At 37.2% G+C, this 18,041-nt stretch carries 11 protein-coding genes; 2 read left to right on the top strand and 9 right to left on the bottom strand.

Annotated features, from left to right (window positions below; genetic code table 11):
- Positions 1 to 3 precede the first annotated feature (3 nt).
- Complete coding sequence (locus tag PEDSA_RS13640) at positions 4 to 1,662, bottom strand: glycoside hydrolase family 43 protein (RefSeq protein ID WP_041537467.1); 1,659 nt, start codon at positions 1,660 to 1,662, stop codon at positions 4 to 6.
- A gap of 112 nt (positions 1,663 to 1,774) precedes the next feature.
- Between PEDSA_RS13640 and PEDSA_RS13645 the strand changes: the two genes are divergently transcribed.
- Positions 1,775 to 4,081 carry a glycoside hydrolase family 95 protein gene (locus PEDSA_RS13645; RefSeq protein ID WP_013633737.1) on the top strand — a complete coding sequence of 769 codons (2,307 nt, stop codon included), beginning with the start codon at positions 1,775 to 1,777 and terminating at the stop codon, positions 4,079 to 4,081.
- Positions 4,082 to 4,433: 352 nt separating this feature from the next.
- On the opposite strand, the gene PEDSA_RS13650 is transcribed toward PEDSA_RS13645, so the two are convergent.
- From PEDSA_RS13650 to PEDSA_RS13665, 4 genes are all read right to left on the bottom strand, one after another.
- Positions 4,434 to 6,071: a hypothetical protein gene (locus tag PEDSA_RS13650; RefSeq protein WP_013633738.1), complete on the bottom strand. Its 1,638-nt coding sequence runs from the start codon at positions 6,069 to 6,071 to the stop codon at positions 4,434 to 4,436.
- Between the two features lie 109 nt (positions 6,072 to 6,180).
- Complete coding sequence (locus PEDSA_RS13655; RefSeq protein ID WP_013633739.1) at positions 6,181 to 6,561, bottom strand: hypothetical protein; 381 nt, start codon at positions 6,559 to 6,561, stop codon at positions 6,181 to 6,183.
- A gap of 98 nt (positions 6,562 to 6,659) precedes the next feature.
- Positions 6,660 to 8,621 carry a RagB/SusD family nutrient uptake outer membrane protein gene (locus PEDSA_RS13660; protein ID WP_013633740.1) on the bottom strand — a complete coding sequence of 654 codons (1,962 nt, stop codon included), beginning with the start codon at positions 8,619 to 8,621 and terminating at the stop codon, positions 6,660 to 6,662.
- A gap of 11 nt (positions 8,622 to 8,632) precedes the next feature.
- Complete coding sequence (locus tag PEDSA_RS13665; protein WP_013633741.1) at positions 8,633 to 11,758, bottom strand: SusC/RagA family TonB-linked outer membrane protein; 3,126 nt, start codon at positions 11,756 to 11,758, stop codon at positions 8,633 to 8,635.
- 476 nt (positions 11,759 to 12,234) lie between these two features.
- On the opposite strand from PEDSA_RS13665, the gene uxuA reads away from it, so the two are divergent.
- Positions 12,235 to 13,404 (top strand): mannonate dehydratase, encoded by a 1,170-nt coding sequence (gene uxuA, locus PEDSA_RS13670; protein ID WP_013633742.1) that lies wholly within the window; start codon positions 12,235 to 12,237, stop codon positions 13,402 to 13,404.
- A 66-nt stretch (positions 13,405 to 13,470) separates the two neighbouring features.
- Here uxuA and PEDSA_RS13675 read toward each other — a convergent pair whose 3' ends face one another.
- Genes PEDSA_RS13675 through uxaC form a run of 4 tightly spaced genes read right to left on the bottom strand, consistent with a single transcriptional unit; the run spans position 13,471 to position 17,999 of the window.
- Positions 13,471 to 14,904, bottom strand: a complete 1,434-nt coding sequence (locus tag PEDSA_RS13675) for an MFS transporter (RefSeq protein WP_013633743.1) — start codon at positions 14,902 to 14,904, stop codon at positions 13,471 to 13,473.
- 23 nt (positions 14,905 to 14,927) lie between these two features.
- The gene (locus tag PEDSA_RS13680; protein ID WP_013633744.1) at positions 14,928 to 15,584 is read right to left on the bottom strand and encodes a beta/alpha barrel domain-containing protein; all 657 of its coding nucleotides are present in this window, start codon (positions 15,582 to 15,584) and stop codon (positions 14,928 to 14,930) included.
- A complete protein-coding gene (locus PEDSA_RS13685; protein WP_013633745.1) occupies positions 15,574 to 16,593 on the bottom strand; it encodes a sugar kinase in 1,020 nt (339 codons plus the stop codon). The genes PEDSA_RS13680 and PEDSA_RS13685 overlap by 11 nt, the downstream gene beginning before the upstream one ends.
- Positions 16,593 to 17,999, bottom strand: coding sequence for a glucuronate isomerase (gene uxaC, locus PEDSA_RS13690; RefSeq protein WP_013633746.1), 1,407 nt, complete (start codon positions 17,997 to 17,999; stop codon positions 16,593 to 16,595). The genes PEDSA_RS13685 and uxaC overlap by 1 nt, the downstream gene beginning before the upstream one ends.
- Between the last annotated feature and the right edge of the window lie 42 nt (positions 18,000 to 18,041).

Below are 18,041 nucleotides of genomic sequence, written 5' to 3' on the forward strand. Positions count from 1 at the left end.
GGTTTATAAATCGTCTTTCCCTGTATAGTCCAGATATTTAAAATGTGCTTCGTTGGAAGATGGCTGTCCATTGGAACTAGCATACAAACCAATAATACACCCTACAAATCCACCTGCTATTTTAGTACTCAGATATCTGCCATCGACTTTATCTTTTACCAGCTTCCATTCTCCATTATTTTCGGCAAAGTAGAAAGCGTAATCAGCCCCATTGGCTACAACTTTCAATTGTACCTTACCCGACTTTTTAACCTGTTTCTGAATGACGAGATCCATAAATTGGTTTTCTGAACTTGCCCGATACAATTGCACCACATCATATTTCTCGAATTTGGATCTGCACAAATAATAAAAGTGTTTTTCATTTTGGAAAATTACAATTCCTGCAGTTTCATTTCCATTTTTAGGCGTAAACTCAACTTCAGTACTCGCCTCAGCTTTCAAATGCTGTAATCTTCGGCCTATAAACGAGGGATTTCCGGTTCCCAGAATGGTTTCAGGCCGTAGTTTCAGCGTCAGACCTTTTTGTTTGGAAAGAGAATACCACGAATTGTCTTTCGTTCTCATGAACAGTAACGAATTGGCGATCGTATCTTTAAAAGTATAACGTTGCTGAAAATTTCCGTTTAAAGGAAAGGGAGCCTTTTCGGCTTGCTCTTTCCAATTAAAGGTATATTCGTACTGCACTTCCTCATGATCCGGATTAATAACGGGCCAGCCATCATCCGTCCATTTTACAGGTGCTATAAAAGTCTCTCGGCCTGTATTATAATAATCGCCAGAATAAGGTCTTACAGCTAAAAACACTGCATAAGTATTTCCATCCGGGCCTTCAACCAAATCCGCATGGCCTGTCGACGTAATCGGGTTAGATCTGTTTGGATTTAAGTTTCTTTGTGTTAAAATTGGATTTTTATCCCAGGGAATAAACGGACCTTTAACATCCTTACTTCTAAAAATCACTTGAGAATGGTTGATTGAAGTTCCTCCTTCCGCAGCACACAGATAATAAAAGTCCCCTCTTTTGTATAAATGCGGCCCCTCTATCCAAACTGGTTTCTTAGCAAGGTCCACTCCACCATTTATCAAAATAGTTTCTTGCCCGCTAACTTTCAGATTTTGATAGTCAAACTCGTACATTCTGATGGTTCTGTGTCCATCATACAAAGGTTTGAAATCCGGAGCATCACTATTATAAATGATATAAGCTTTATCTCCATCAAAAAAAATAGACGGGTCAATTCCCTTTACTTCGGGTAATTTTACTGGATTTGACCACGGACCAGCCGGATTAGTAGCCGTCACTACAAAATTTCCATCATTGTCGATATCTGTACAAACCACATAAAAAATGCCTTTATGGTAGCTAATCGCCGGAGCAAACAATCCTCTGGATATCCGTTCACCCATAAAATCCATTTGTTCCGGTCTGTCGATAACATTTCCTATCTGCTTCCAATTTTTTAAATCTTTACTGTGAAAAACAGGAATTCCAGGAAAATAGGTAAAAGTGGAGTTAATTAAATAATAATCGTCCCCTACTTTTTCTATACTCGGATCTGGATAAAAACCTTTTAATATCGGGTTTTTAATGGTGATTTTGTCCTGGGCTACCGCTTGAATTGCCAAAAACAAACCTAATAATAAAGATAGTTTCTTCATGCTTGCAACTGGGTTTACAGCCATGAAGTTAATAAATAATCTTGAATATGCAATCGGTTGCATTTATTTTTGAAAAAACATTTTTGTATTATTACTTGCAAATAAACCCGAAATGAACCTTAAATCGTTTTTTACAATCTTGTTCGCACAAATCGCTTTTTTTATTTCAGCCACCTTGGCCCAGGATAAACAATTAAAACTATGGTATAACAAGCCTGCACTGGATTGGAATGAGGCTTTGCCAGTAGGAAATGGTTCACTGGGTGCTATGATTTTTGGAAATACATTTAACGAGGTATTACAACTTAATGAATCGTCAGTTTGGGCGGGAAAAGATGAAGACTTTGTAAATCCCAGGGCAAAAGCCTCCTTAAAGAAAGTAAGGAATCTCTTATTTCAGGAAAAATATACAGAAGCACAGGATCTGGCTGATAGCTCGCTTATGGGCGATAAGAAAATATGGAGCTCTTATCAGGAATTAGGAAATTTGAGGCTGGATTTTAAAAAATCAAACCGATCTGTCTCTAATTATAACCGGGAACTGAATATTGAAAATGCTATTGCAACAACTACGTTTAATGTTGACGGTACCCTTTTTGAAAGAGAAGTATTTTCAAGTGCCGTTGCCAACACCGTCTTTATTAAATTATCTTCTAATAAAACTAAACAAATCAGCCTGACTATTGGAATGGACAGAGCCGGAAATCTGGCAAAAATATCAGCTAGTGATCATCAAATCTACTTAACGGAACATGTAAATAATGGCGTTGGCGTAATCTTACATTCCATTGCAAACATCGCAAATAAAGGAGGGAGGCTAAGTGTAAGTAATAACAAAATTATAGTAGAAAATGCGGACGAGGTTGTTATAACTTTAGCAGCGGCTACAAACTTCAATCATACGAATCCTTTAGAAACGGTTAAATCAAGAATCTCTGAATCCTTAGCAAAAGCTTATCAGCAACATAAAGAGGAACATATTAAAGATTATCAGCAATATTTCAACCGTGTAAAACTGAATTTAGGCAACAACAATTCTTCACTATTCCCTACCGATGCCAGACTAAGTGCGCTAAAAAACGGGAACTTTGATCCTTCGCTGATTACTCTTTTTTACCAATACGGCAGGTATCTATTAATATCAAGTTCGCGACCAGGTGGATTACCGGCAAATTTACAGGGAATCTGGGCTGAAGGATTACAGGTTCCATGGAATGGCGATTATCATATTAACATTAATGCACAGATGAATTATTGGCTGGCAGAAAACACCAATCTTTCTGAGATGCATATGCCTTTCCTGGATTATCTAACCAATCTTGGCAAAGATGGAAAGAAAACAGCCAAAGATATGTATGGTTTATCCGGAGAAGTCGCCCATTTTGCCAGCGATATTTTCTATTATACAGAACCCTGGGGAAAGCCAAAATGGGCGATGTGGCCAACGGGTTTAGCCTGGTGTTCTCAACATGCCTGGGAGCATTATTTGTACACACAGGATAAAGCTTTTTTAGAGAAACAGGGATACGAGATCTTAAAACAATCATCTATTTTCTTTCTGGACTGGCTGGTTAAAAATCCTAAAACGGGATTGCTAGTTTCTGGTCCTTCTATTTCTCCTGAAAACACATTTAAAACTCCAGACGGCAAAATTGCTACAGTGATTATGGGTCCCGCTATGGATCATATGATTATCAGAGAATTATTTGGTAATACGATTTCCGCAGCCCAAATACTCGGGAAGGATAAAAAGCTCGTAACGAAATTACAAAAAGCCTTAAAGCAATTGACTCCAACGCAAATTGGATCTGACGGCAGAATTTTAGAATGGTCCGAAGAGCTCCCTGAAGCAGAACCTGGGCATCGTCACATTTCACATCTTTTCGGTTTATATCCGGGAAGAGAGATAACAGACAAAAACCCCGAAACTTTTAATGCTGCAAAAAAAACGATAGACTATAGGTTGAGCCATGGCGGTGGTCATACTGGTTGGAGCAGAGCCTGGATTATCAACTTCTTTGCCCGACTTCATGATGGAGAAAAAGCTTATGAAAATCTGGAGCTTTTATTAAAAAAATCTACATTATATAACCTGTTCGACAATCATCCCCCCTTTCAGATAGATGGGAACTTTGGAGCGACAGCGGGAATAACAGAAATGCTGATGCAAAGTCATACCAATCAAATTAATTTACTCCCTGCGCTGCCTTCTGTATGGAAAGACGGCGAAATATGTGGGATTGTTGCTCGTGGCGGTTTCGAATTAGATATTGTTTGGGGGAACAACGAACTAAAAGAAGTTGTAGTTACTTCCAAAACAGGAAATACATTAAATTTGGAATATAAGGGAAAGGTACATCAAACTGCTACATCAAAAGGAAACACCTATCGCTTTAATAAGAATTTAGAGCTTCTATAGTTTGCTTTATATTATTTGAGTTTGGACAAGAACATAGAACATATTTGTTCTTCTGAGCCTCATCAACAAGTTCGCATATTGTAACCAACTTACCATGCTGAACTTGAATCAACATCTCTTAGATAGTGAGTGAGATGAATAATTATGCTTTCTATCTGAAAGTAAATAGTAAAAATCAGGTGTTTATGTATAAACAGTACAAAAATGAGCGGCTGTATCCCTACAGCCGCCTCAACCAATTATAATAACCCATTACCTATGTGGCCAAATTGTAAAAGAGCAGAGTAATTATCTCAGCACTTGCAAAAGACATGTGATGTTTTTTTTGAAAAAATAAGACTCTTATTAAAAATTAATATACTTTATAATTGATTTCGTTTTTTACTGGATAAAGAGCCTTCAAATCTGTTAAATATGCAGTCATTCTATATTTGAGTTTTTCATTTCGTATCTCCTTTATTAAGACTTCTTTCATTTCATTCATATTCTTAACTCTCTGACCAGATTCCGACTCCTTTACCACTACGACATATTGCCCATTGTGAAAGAACGGCCTTAGCACACTTCCATTGTTAATAGAAAAAATCATATTTTTAACAGTATCAGGAAAAAGAGTACTTTGATTATTTAATTGTTTCCGTTCTACATTTTTAATACCCAGTAGTTTATTTATTTCTCGTCCATCTTTTTTTAGATTTATCATGCCTGTTATAGCATTACTAAGGTTATCAAAATAGTAAATACTGACATTCACTTCTGTGGCCTGAATAAATCCTGCTTTACCTAAATCATATTTTTCCTTCAATTCTTTGTCAGAAATATTAATCCCTTCTCTCATTTGTCTTTCATATAGACTATAAATGATATTCTTTTTATAATTTTCTTTATCAAGTAAAAATCTACGTTCCCGCGTTAATCCATATTCCTTCGCTTTCTGATAAGCATAAACATCATAAACCATAGCCTGTAAATAGTAGTGAATATCAGCTTCTTGTTCTATTGCTCTTTTCAGCGGGAGATAATTGTAATAGTCAATAAATTGATTTACGGAAATAGTTTTTGTCTGCTTGTCGAAATTATAAGAGATGAGATTTAATTGTAGATAATCTGAAAATGTTTTTTTATCAAACTCATGCATTCCCCAATAGTTTGCCATATATTTTATTAATCGAGACAGCGCTTCGTTATTTATAAATGCCTGTGATTTTTGCTCGATTTCTTTTTGATATTTTGCTCTTGCTTTTACTTGCTCTTCACGTACCAAGAAATTAATGATCTCACTTTTAATACTATTCATATCCGATTCAGATCTGATAGCAATGTCTTTTACATGAACAAGATAATAGCGGGTATTGGAAGATTCAAAAAAAATGATCTCATTCGATTTCAAAGCCGAAGCTATTTCTATTTTATTGTCAAACAGTGCAAAAGGCCATTTAAGGGTATCGACTTTAAATTCGGCAACTTTGACTTCAGAATTCTTGGTGACTGCATTATCGAATTCTGAACGATTTCTTACAACACGTTCTCCTATAAGTTTAACAACTTGTTGATAGTTTTCAAAATCTAAATACTCGACTATTATATTTTTTGAAGCAGCCCGTAAAGCATCCTCTGCTTCGCCTGCGGTCAACTCCTCCTTCGCCATTTTTTCATCAAGCAGTCCACCTGGTTGACTCAACACGAGGTGCTCCATGCCCTCAACTTTAGCGCTTACTTCTTTAAGCGTATCAAACCCTTTTTCGTAAGCATCAGCAAGTAAATAGGTATGGTTAACAAAGCTTTGAAGCCATTCTTTCACATGATCAGATGTTGGATTAGAATTATTTTTTCTGATAAAATCTACTTTAAAAATATTTAGATTCTTCTCCAGCTCATATTGGGTAATATCAACTTTCCCTATAGATAAAATTACCTTATCTGCTACTTGAGCTTGAATGTTTAAAAAATTGAAAACTAATAAATGTAAAATAAAGAGCTTTTTTAGCATAAACAGGTTATCAACTAAAAAATTAATAATGATTTTTTTTAACAGCTAACTCCAATTAAAATTAATTTCTAGTGCAATTGATCACTTGTTGTTGAATAACCGATTAGAACTACCAATAGGCACCTATTTGACCTGTACCATCTTTAGTAGAACCGAGAGCTAAATAAAGAATGCCATCTGTGTTCTCCGATGCAGAGAAAGTGGTTCCTCCATAATTCCCTCCTACACTTGAGGCTGTATAAAGCCACATACGACCTCCTAAATCTGCCTCTGCACCAGTGATATTCCCTGATGAACTAATATAAAAATAAGTTGAAATAATAACCGGCACTCCCGGAGTTATATAATAAAGTTGCTGATACCCTGTACCATAAGCAGAGTAGCAAAAAACATTATGAGAACTCTGAATTCCACACTGTGCAAAAGTTTTAGTATTGTCTATTAACAACAGACAGAATGTAAAACATGATAAAATTAGTAACTTTTTCATTTTTTGTTTTTAAAGGTTTACATAAACAATTGGAGTTAGCATTGAGAGGTTAATACAGAGGAGACTATGCTCCTCTGTGGTGATTACATTTTAAGATATTAATTATATCCTGGGTTTTGATAATTCTTTTTATAAGCCGCATCTCCACTCATCCGATCTAATTGCCCCTGAGGAATAGGTCTCAAATAAAGATATTTTGGCAACTCTCTATTGACTGTAACAGGCGCTGTTCCACCTACTTGGGAAATACGATAAGAACCAGCATATTCCTCCCATTTTTGCGTCCGGGCTAAATCATGCCAACGATAGCCTTCACCAAAGAATTCTCTGGATCTTTCATCTAAAATATAGTTAATATCTATTACCGCAGGAGTGGCAGCCATCATTGCCGCAGAGTTATCAGCAATCTTAGTGACATTTTCAGCCACATCAAACCTCCACTTTCCTGCTCTTGCTCTAATAACATTTATTAAATCACGAGCACTTTTTCCAGCTTGAACATTGGCGCCTTTAACAGCCGCCTCCGCCGCAACGAAATAGAATTCAGAAAACTTTAAAATATTAAAAGGGCGAGAACTTGCGATTTTGTCATCATTGTAATCGCTAGCCTTTCTATAAGCTCCTAGCTTCCATAGTCCAGGGTAAATATTTCTTGAAATTTTATCTAGCGGAATTACAAAGTCAGCCCTTCCAGGTAAAAATCCAGCTTCGGTACCATCCTGGTTAAGAATAACGTTATTTGGATTGGGGTTTGGATCTACTGGATAACTGATTCCTCCCGGATCAGAAGGCAGAAAAGAGAGTATTTTGTCATTCGGTGCTATTGGCAAATAATTTGCTCCGTATAAAATATTTTCTGCCCTATTGGGATTGAGTTTCCAAGTCGCTCTATAAACTGTCGTAAAAGTCCCATTAAACCTAGAGTCACTTGTTTTATCTGCAAATGTTCGCGTAAATACATCTATAGGAGGTGCCATACGCATCCATGGTCGTGTATACGATTGACCAGCCTGAACTGTTCTAAACGTAGCATCAACAGAAGACCAGGTTCCAGCTGTTTTACTTGCTTTAAGATTCTGAAAATACCATGTAACCATCCAACCCGCTTGGTTCTGACCATCGCCACCATCCCATCCGGTAATATTACTCTCGCTGTATTGAGCATTCGCCTCTGTATGATCAGCAAAGAGCATAATTTCACTATTACGATCATTTTGTGCGAGATTCACGTCATAAAAAGTTGGCTGTAAACTGTATGATCCGGGACTATCAATACCTGTTACCGCGATATCGTAGGCTTTTTGAAAATACCATTGTGCATCGTGCCCATCGGGATCGTTTCTAGCAGTTTCTGGATAAGTTGGAACATTATTTGGATTTTGAAGCCACCAACCATACGTCAAATAAGCCTTTGCTAACGTAAGACGAGCAACATTCTTTGTAACGGCTCCAATTACCCTTGGATTATCCTGTAACTCATTAATAGCTTGAAGTAAATCAGGAAATACACCTTTCGTATAAACCTCTGGCACCGTATTTCTAACAGAGGTTAAGGTTGGTGTAGTGTTATATTGGAGTATTCCACCCCCTAAATCCAGAGGAACACCGCCGAAAGTCTGAACAAGAAGAAAATAGGAAAATGCTCTGAAAAATCTAGCCTCTGAAATGAGTGAGGGAGAAATACCCGCTTCAGTACCATTTGCTATGATGCCACTTGCTGAATTAATATTTGCGTAAGCAGTATTCCATAAAACGTCCCATCTACTATTTTGAGCATCGGGAATACCCAAACCAGATAAATCCGCTGCTCTGAAATTTCCATCTGCCTGAGAGCCGTAGGTGTATTCATCTGTTCCAGTTTCCGTGGCATTATAATAATACGGTTGTCCGTAAAGCCTCCGCAACCCCGAGTACAAACCCGTTAATCCGCCTCTAATACCATCTTCAGTTTTAAAGAAACCAGGTTCAAATCTATCACGAGGGGTTTCTTCCAGAATATCATTACAGCCAGTTGCTAGAAACAAACTGGTAACTGCTAACATCTTATTTAACTTTTGCATAACTAGTAATTTTAAAAAGTGAAATTAAGTCCTACTAAATAGTTTCGCGTGGCAGGTACATTATAACCTACTACAGGCAAACGTTGTACAATTTGAGTAGTAACAGCTTGATTTTGATTTCCGTAGGAGTTCGGTTCGGGATCCATACCTGACTCTTTATGAAACGGTGAAAATAAAACGAACGGATTTTGAGCGGTAAAATAAATTCTTGCTTGGCTAATACCTGCATTTTCCATCCACTTACCATTAAAATTATAGCCTAAAGAAATAGTTCTAATTTTCAAATAAGAGGCATCAAAATACGCCATAGTACTCATATACTTGGGATTATCTGCTGCTGTTATCCCTCCGGGTCTAGGATATTTGGCTCCCGTATTTTCAGGTGTCCAATAGTCCACACTAACGTTATTGTGTCGTCCATTCAATAGGTTTAAATAACTAGTTCCTCCGTGTAAAGTGGAAATCAATGTACCACCATTCTTAAATGCAGCTACAATTCCTAAATCAAAGCCTTTGTAAGAGAAACGAGTATTAAATCCTCCTTGAAATTTCGGGTCAAAGTCTAAAATCTGGCGATCAGCTGCGCCAATTTGTCTCACTGGAACACCATTATTATCATACTCTCCAGTATACTTAACCTTGATCATCCCTACATTTCCTCCTGGTTCTAGAACATTTAAATGAGAATCTCCAGTCTGCCAAAGTCCAATTCGCTCATAATCGTAAATAACATTAATAGGATGACCTACAAACCACCAGTTACCCTCATTCCTATCTGAGCCAGATGTCAGTGCTAATAATTTATTACGATTTGTGTATAAATTAACTCCTGCTTCCCATCTAAAACCGTTTGGATTATCTATGATTACACCATTTAGAGAAAGCTCAAAACCTTTGTTTTCCGTTTCTCCTATATTACTGGTAAATCTGTTTACACCGGTTGTTGGAGGCAAATCAACAGCTAAAAGTATATCTTTTGTGTGCTGTTTATAATATTCTATTGTACCACTTAAACGTCCTGCAAAAAGTCCGAAGTCTAAACCGAAGTTCCAGGTATTTGTGAACTCCCACCCTAAATTCTCGTTTGGCAATTCTGAGATAATATAACCAGTCTCATAACTTTCATCTCCGTTATCTCCAAAGTTATAAAATCGATTACTTAACCTGCCCAAAGTAGCATAAGGAGCAACCGCCTGATTAGATGTTACTCCATAACCAACTCTTAATTTCAATAAGCTTAAAGGAGTAACTTCACTCATAAAAGACTCCTGAGCTATGTTCCATCCTGCGGAAACTGCTGGATAAGTATGCCATTTTCTTCCGGGCGCTAATCGAGAAGAGCCGTCAGCTCTTAACGTAGCGGATAGCATATAACGATTATCATAATTGTACATCACACGCCCCATCCAAGATTGTAAGCCCCAAACGGTATGACCTTGATTATCGGGATTAATTGTAATATTTCCCTGTGGAGCCTGCCCCAAGTTAAAATATTGAAAATGCTCTGCAGCCAGATCCCTTACAGAAATATCCGAACGGTAAAATGTATTTTCTTGAGCAGAATACAATCCAACCGCATTAAATTCGTGTTTACCGAATCTACGATCGTAAGTTAGTAAGTTTTCAATTGCCCAATCCGTCATTGTAGAATTGTTAATTCCTGCTGTTGAAGGTTCATTAGGGTTTGTAGCACTAGTAACCCCTTTTCCAGTAAAATTTCCACCGGTAGTTTGACGAATATTCAATCCTAAATTCACTCTAGCCTTTAAACCCTCAACCCAAGGCGCCCGAACCTCAACATACATATTATTATATGAGCCTAAACCTTTGGCTTCACTCAACCATCTATCTTTTAAATCGTTTATTAAGTCCTTGGTCCACACCTTATAAGGATCTGTAGAAGCATATGTAGATCGCTTTAAGTTTCCATTTGCATCATACGGCGAAGCCAGGGGTGAAGCGCCCAATGCATCAGAAATGCCAACTTGATTACCTTCAGTAACTGTATAGCTGTTATTAGATGTTAAACCAAACCGGAAATACTTCCCAGCCTCCTGATCTACAGCGGCTCTTATAGAATATCTATTAAAATCATTAGTAGGCAGAACAGACTGATCTTTATAATAACCTATACCAACAGAAAAATTACCTCTTTCTGAGCCTTTGGAAAGATTTACGTCATGACTCATCGTCATCGCATTCCTATAAAGTAAATCCTGCCAATCAGTATTTGCATTATCAAGCTCATCTGACGAAGGTGCAAAAGTTCCAATATTCAATTCTTGTTGAGTTTTAGTGGCTTCTGTTCTTAGACGAGCGAATTCAGGACCGTCCATCATTGGGACGCGGGAAAATAAATTCTTAAGCCCGTAAAAAGAATTATATGAAACTCTTGCTGCCTGGCCCTTCTGCCCCCTGAACGATGTAACTAAAATTACTCCATTGGCTCCGCGGGAACCATATATTGCGGTAGCAGAGGCATCCTTTAAAATATCTATACTTCTTATACTATTGGGATCAATATCATTGATAGAACCCGAAAAAGGAATTCCATCTAAAACTACTAAAGGCGCATCTTGTCCAGAGTTTGGGTCAGCATTCAAAGATCGAGTTCCCCTAATACGAATTTGCATTCCCGAACCAGGTCTGCTCGAAGTTTGTGTCATTTCTACGCCGGCAACACGCCCCTGTAAAGCCTGGGTAATATTAGCCGAAGGTACTTCTCTTAAGGCTTCTCCTTTTATTGAAGCTACAGAACCTGTCACTGCTTCAGCTCTTTGCGTACCATAACCTATCACTACTACCTCCTGCAAGTTCTTTTGGTCGGGATTTAATGTCACAGTAATATTTGTTTTTCCTGACACGTTGACTTCCTTACTTTCATATCCAATGTAGGAAACAATAATTGCAGATATGGAAGACGACGACTTAAGCTCGAAATCTCCGTTAGCTCCCGTCAAGGTACTAGAAGTACCGCCTTTTGCTTTTACTGCAGCACCCGGTAAAGGCTGACCCGTTTCGTCCAGCACCCTACCTTTTAAATTTGCCTGGGCAAAAGCTCCCAGAGGCAAAATAAATGTCGCTATCATAAATAGCAACAATAATTTAGTTTTCTTTAATTGGTTGGCTTTGTTCATAACTGAATAAATTTTCGTTCGTTTATTTCTTTAAGTGGGACGGGTTGTTTAGTAAACCGAAATTTCACTATACCCTAAATGCTAATCTCATTTTTAAGTTTATAAATGTTTATTATTTAAATGATCAATCAGCTTTTCGATTAAGCTTTAATTGGTTATGATAAAATTAAAAACTTAAATTGAATTTTGCAACCGATTGCATAAATTTTTCGTCTTTTTATATGATTTTTTTAAAAAACACTTTAATACAAGTCAAAAATAACTGTTATCGGTTGCATAACAATAAGATACTTTTTGTTAGTTTTCTCAAATAATAGTATAAATCAGTCGAAACCAAACTTTGAAGAATTAGTTTGAAGACCAAATTGGTTTGATAGCAAAATAGAAACTAAAAAACCAAAACAGCAACCGATTGCATAACTTTGTATATTTACATCAAAGTTTATTTGATACCGATTGCAAAAAATATAAATAAAATGAGTTTAATACAAACCATGAGGTGGTATGGTCCTACTGACATTGTATCATTAAAAGATTTAAAACAAGCTGGCTGTACAGGCGTGGTTACAGCCTTACATCAAATACCAGTTGGAGAAATCTGGGAAATAAAAGAAATTGAAGAAAGAAAACATATAATAGAATTGGAAGGGCTGCGATGGGAAGTCGTTGAAAGCCTTCCTGTCCATGACGATATTAAAAAGAGAAACGGCAATTACAAACTGTATATCAATAATTATATAGAAAGCTTAAGGAATCTTTCTGAATGTGACATTAAGGTTATTACTTACAATTTTATGCCTGTTCTCGACTGGATGCGTACAGATCTGCAATACAAACTTTCGTCAGGAGCGCTGGCTTTGAGGTTTGAAAAATTGGCCTTTATAGCTTTTGATCTGTTCCTTTTAAAAAGGCCAGAAGCAGAAAAAGATTATTCCCCGAAAGACAGAGAAAAAGCCAAATCCCTCTTCGATAAACTCTCTCCAGCCGAGAAAAGCAAATTAAATTCTACCTGTTTGCAAGCATTACCTGGCAGTAAAGAAAACTTTACCTCAGAACAGGTTTTAGGACTTCTGAACGAATATAAAGGAATAGATGCACAAATATTAAGACAGAATCTAGTTTCGTTTTTAGAAGAGATAACGCCGCTGGCAGACCAACTCGATATTCAATTAGCAATACACCCGGACGACCCTCCATATCCTATTTTAGGACTGCCGAGAATAATGTCTACACAAACAGATGCTTTATATATAATGAATAAAGTACCAGCTAAATCCAATGGTTTCTGCTTTTGCAGTGGGTCTTTTGGAGCTCGGCCAGATAATAATCTTCCAGAAATGATTGATAAACTGGGATCCAGAATATATTTCACCCATTTAAGGAGCACGAAGCGTGACGAGTTGGGGAACTTCTATGAAGCCAATCATCTGAAAGGAGACGCAAATATGTTCGAAATCATCAAGCGCCTAGTTAGACTTATGAAAAAAGAAAATAGAGCCATTCCTATGCGCCCTGATCATGGACATCAAATGCTCGATGATTTAAGTAAAAATCCATATCCTGGTTATTCCGCTATAGGCAGACTGAAAGGTCTGGCGGAATTAAGAGGACTTGAATTGGGAATCCAGAAAATTTTAGAGCAATAAAATAGAAAAGGCGGAGAAAATCTCCGCCTTTTCTATTTTATTTTATTTATTTGAAATCAATCAGTATTACATTTCAACCATTTTCATTTTCGGCACCAAAGACTTCATTACAACCCACGCAATCAGGTAAGCCACCGCACAAACAGAGAATATAATAAAATATCCTGCTTCTTCACCTTTGAATCCCATAAACACCATACCTGTTTGACCTGCATAATCGAAAAGTACTCCAGAACTTTTATTGATAATAAAAGCACCTATACCCCCAGCCATACCGCCGATTCCCGTAACCGTAGCAATTGCTGATTTAGGGAACATATCTCCTACAGTAGAGAATATATTAGCTGACCATGCCTGATGTGCTGCACCACCGATACCGATTAAAATAACGGGAATCCAATAAGTAATATGCCCCAATGGCTGAGCAAAAAGAACCACTAATGGAAAGAACGCAAAGATTAACATCGCCTTCATACGACCAGCATAAGGATTCATTCCTTTGTTCTCTACAAAATAAGTTGGCAACCAACCGCCAATAATAGACAAAAGCGTAATAGCATATAAAACGAATATCGCCAACTGTCCTTCTACATCCGATGATTTAATTCCGTAAACAGAGCTTAAATAGGCCGGTGCCCAAAATAAGAAAAACCACCATACCCCATCAGTCATAAACTTACCAAATGCAAAAGCCCAGGTTTGTTTGTGCTTAAAACACTCCACAAAAGACACTTTCTTCGTTTCTACTACTTCAGTTTGTACATTTTCAGCACTATCCTGTTGAATATAGGCAAGCTCCTCTTTAGAAACTTTAGGATGAACTTCTGGCTTCTGATACATAAACACCCAAAATCCCATCCAAATAAAGCCTAAAGCACCGATGATGATAAAAGACATTTCCCATCCCCAATGCGCAGCAATAACCGGTATTGTGATTGGAGCAGCTAATGCACCAACAGTTGCTCCTGCGTTAAAAATACTTGTTGCTAAAGCTCTGTCCTTTTTAGGGAAGTATTCCGCGGTAGCTTTAATTGCCGCAGGAAAGTTTCCTGCCTCCCCAACCGCCAATACAAAACGTGCAAAAATAAATAAAGCTACACTCACGTTAAGTATCAGCCCAATATCATTAACGGTAGCGATTGCTTCTTTCGCTCCTTCAAAACCAACGAACCATTTTCCTGCCACAATTCCTGATGTAGCAATACCGCAATAAGCATGTAACACAGCTCCAATAGACCATATACCAATAGCCCATAAGAATCCTTTCTTGGTATCCATCCAATCGACAAAGCGACCGGCAAAAAGCATACTTACGGCATAAAAAATAGAGAATAAGGCCGTGATATTTCCATAGTCATTATTTGTCCAATGAAATTCCGGAGCAATAAAATCTTTCCAGGTTAGCGACAGAACCTGCCTGTCTAGATAGTTGATTGTAGTTGCGAAAAACAAAAGGGCGCATATCGACCACCTGTATTTCCCTACTTTTTTTGTACTCATGTCGTTTAATTTTTTAGGTTCTATTATTTTGATTGTTTGATTAAAGTTAATGCTTTCAAAGCGTTTGCTTTTAAAGTAGCTAAATCGCCATTATCAAGAATTTCTTTCGTAATCATTTTACTACCCATTCCTACTGCACAAACGCCCGACTTGAACCAGGTTTTTAAATTATTCTCCTCGATTTCTACACCACCGGTAGGAATGAATTTTTGACCTGCAAAAAGCTCTCTAATAGCTCCCATAAAACCCGGACCTAAAATATTTGCAGGAAACAATTTAATCAATAAAGCGCCCAAAGTTTGTGCTTTACTAATTTCTGTAGGTGTCATACAACCTGGAACCCAAAGTAAATTGTTTGAATTAGCTACGTTAGCTACCTCTTCATTTACTGTTGGTGCAACAATATAATCAGCCCCAGCATCAACAAAGTCCTGCGCTTCTTTCGCCGTCTTGATAGTACCTATACCCAAATAAAATCCTTCTAAACCTTTAGTATTTTCCTTTAAAAATCTAAAATTTTCTAATGCAGCCGGGCCTCTGTTTGTATACTCTAAGGTTCTAACTCCTGCATCATACAGGGTATTGACAACATTCAAACTTAAGTTTTTGTCTTCATGATAGAACAAAGGCAACATTCCCTGTTCTATAATAATATCTAGTATTCCTTCTTTATTTATCATGATTGTTTATAGTTTCAAAAATCTCTTCTTTAGTTGTTGAAGTAGCATCCGTTGGTATAAATAACTTCTTATAAGCAGCTGCAGTTGCAAATTCCAAAGTTTCCTGATTTCCCAGCCCATTAACTATCCCAAATAACAAACCTCCCATAAATGTATCTCCACTACCCACTTTATTTATGATTTTATCTGCAGCATACTTTTTAGAGCTATACAATTTACCTTTGGTGTATAAAGTGGTAGAATAACTAATTCCTTCTCCCGCTTCAAACCTGAATGTATTTGCTACCATTTTACATGATGAAAAACGATCTATAATTTCTTGCGAAGTTTTCGCGGAGTGCTCATAGTATTTTTCTAAAGTATCTGGTTCAATCAACTCGTCATATAAAGGTGTTCCCAACATACGGTGAGCTGCCCAAATATTTCCCATAATTAAATCGCAATGTTCCGCGATTTCCGGAAGTATATCTACAGGGCTTTTTCCGTATTTCCAAAGTAATGCTCTAAAGTTTAGATCAAGCGCAACAAAGATTCCTCTTTCTTTACAGGCCTTTACAGCCTCCAGGCAAACGTTTGCAGCGCTTAACGAAACAGCAGGACATATTGCACTAAACTGAAAATGAGTAACGCCTTCTAAAACACTATCCCAATTGATATCACCTGGCTTTAGAAAATAAAAAGAAGAATAAGCTCTATCATATATAACACCTGAGCTTTTCAAATCTTTTCCTTCGTGAAGGTAATAAGTACCGATTCTTTCTCCTTGTAGAGCTACTCTAGAAGTATCGATATTCAGATCGTTGACATAATCTAGAATCTGATGTGTTAAAGAATGATCTGGGAGGGCTGTAAGATAAGAAACGTCTACACCCCATTTTGCTAAAGCCGTCGCTACATTCAACTCCGCTCCGCCCACAAAAACAGAAACCTTATTGGCTTTTAGCCAGTTGGCTTCTGCATCTGGAGAGATTCTTAAAAGAAGCTCTCCAAATGTCAATACTTTCGCCATTATAAATTAAAATAGTTTTTTGCATTGTTAAAACAAATGTCCTGAACTATCTTACCAATCCATTTCTCATCATCAGGAATTTGTCCATTTTCCATTTCGTTCCCTAACAGATTACATAAAATTCTTCTGAAATATTCGTGTCTAGAGTAAGACAAGAAACTTCTGGAATCTGTCAGCATACCAACAAATGTACTCAAAACCCCCATATTTGAAAGAGAATTTAATTGTTTTTCCATTCCATCTTTCTGATCAAGGAACCACCAGCCCGATCCGAACTGCATCTTACCTCTGGTCTTTCCGTCTTGGAAATTACCAATCATAGTTGCAAAAACATCGTTATCAGCAGGGTTCAGATTATAGATAATTGTTTTCGCCAATTGATCTTCTAAACTTAAATTCCCTAAGAAATTAGAAAGACTTTGTGCCTGTGGATAATCGGCAATTGAATCATAACCTGTATCCGGACCTAACCTTTTCATTTGTCCGTGGTTATTATTTCTAATAGCACCTAAATGAAATTGCTGCACCCAATCTTTTTCATGATAAATTTTACTAACTTCTGTTAGAACGTAACCTGCAAATGCATCTACATCAGAAAAAGAGTCTACGGCACCAGCTAAGAACTTTTTAAATTCTTCTTTTTGTGCTGCAGTAAGAGAAATCTTAGATGGAACAGTATTCAATCCGTGGTCAGAAATTGAAGCACCATGCTCCGCAAAGAATTCAATTCTGTTTCTTAAAGCTGCAACCAGTGAATCAACATCTTTTATGTCTACACCTGACGCCTGAGATAATTTTGCTATATATGCTCTGTAATTACCTGCATCGCCAATAATTAATGATTTATCCGGTCTGAAAGATGGCTTTACTTTTATAGAAAAATCACTGTTTAATAAGGTTTTGTGGTACTCTAACGAATCCGTTGGGTCATCAGTTGTACCAACCATTACTACATTAAAACCTTTTAACAAACCTTGTGTAGAGAAGTTATCCTGAGCTAACAGCTCGTTACAATGATGATAAATTTCTTCAGCTGAATCCTCGTTTAAAAATTTATTTATTCCAAACGGATTTTTCAGCTCCATATGCGTCCAATGGAACAATGGATTTCTGATTACTGCAGGAACAATTTTAGCCCAGGCTTTAAATTTTTCCAGATCACTGGCATCACCGGTAATATATCTTTCATCCACTCCCATGGCTCTCATAGCTCGCCATTTATAATGGTCACCTTTTAACCATATCTCAGTAATTGTTTTGAACTTCTTGTTCTCCGCAATTTCGTTAGGAGGAAGATGGTTGTGATAATCTATAATAGGCATATCCTTAGCATAATCATGATATAATGCTTTTGCCTGTTTTGAATACAATAAAAAATCTTCTGGAATAACCGAACCTTCTTTCATCTTTTAAATTTTTTTAATCGAAGAAGCTATCGCTTTCAGTCC

Origin of the sequence: Pseudopedobacter saltans DSM 12145 (assembly GCF_000190735.1) — a bacterium.
Classification (GTDB): Bacteria; Bacteroidota; Bacteroidia; order Sphingobacteriales; family Sphingobacteriaceae; genus Pseudopedobacter; species Pseudopedobacter saltans.